Source organism: Bacillus sp. SIMBA_031 (assembly GCF_046535225.1).
In the GTDB taxonomy this organism is placed as follows: Bacteria; Bacillota; Bacilli; order Bacillales; family Bacillaceae; genus Bacillus; species Bacillus velezensis.
Genome location: NZ_JAWRXC010000582.1, coordinates 1 through 245, shown reverse-complemented (window position 1 = coordinate 245; position 245 = coordinate 1). Strand labels below are relative to the sequence as shown.

The 245-nt window shown below is 62.0% G+C and carries 1 protein-coding gene; it reads right to left on the bottom strand.

What is annotated here, in order from left to right:
- A partial coding sequence (locus SB724_RS21455; RefSeq protein ID WP_410573057.1) for a VOC family protein occupies nt 1–195 on the bottom strand: 195 nt, incomplete at its 3' end.
- Between the last annotated feature and the right edge of the window lie 50 nt (nt 196–245).

Sequence of the window (245 nt, the reverse complement as noted above, 5' to 3'; positions counted from 1 at the left end):
CGCGCAGCCATCGGCCCACACGAGTTTTCCCTTGTGGGTGGTGGCCTGATCTTCAGTTGCGAAGCCTTGCTCGATCATGGACCGGATGGTGGACTCGGACTGCGGCTCTACCTGCCATTGAAGGGTCTCCGCCCACCAATCGGCGAGGGCGTGGGGGTCCTTGCAATCGACTACTACTTGGATGTTCAGTGCCATGCTTATGAGGCTAAGCGTGCGGGTGGGCGGCTGGGTAGGCCTCCGGGCTC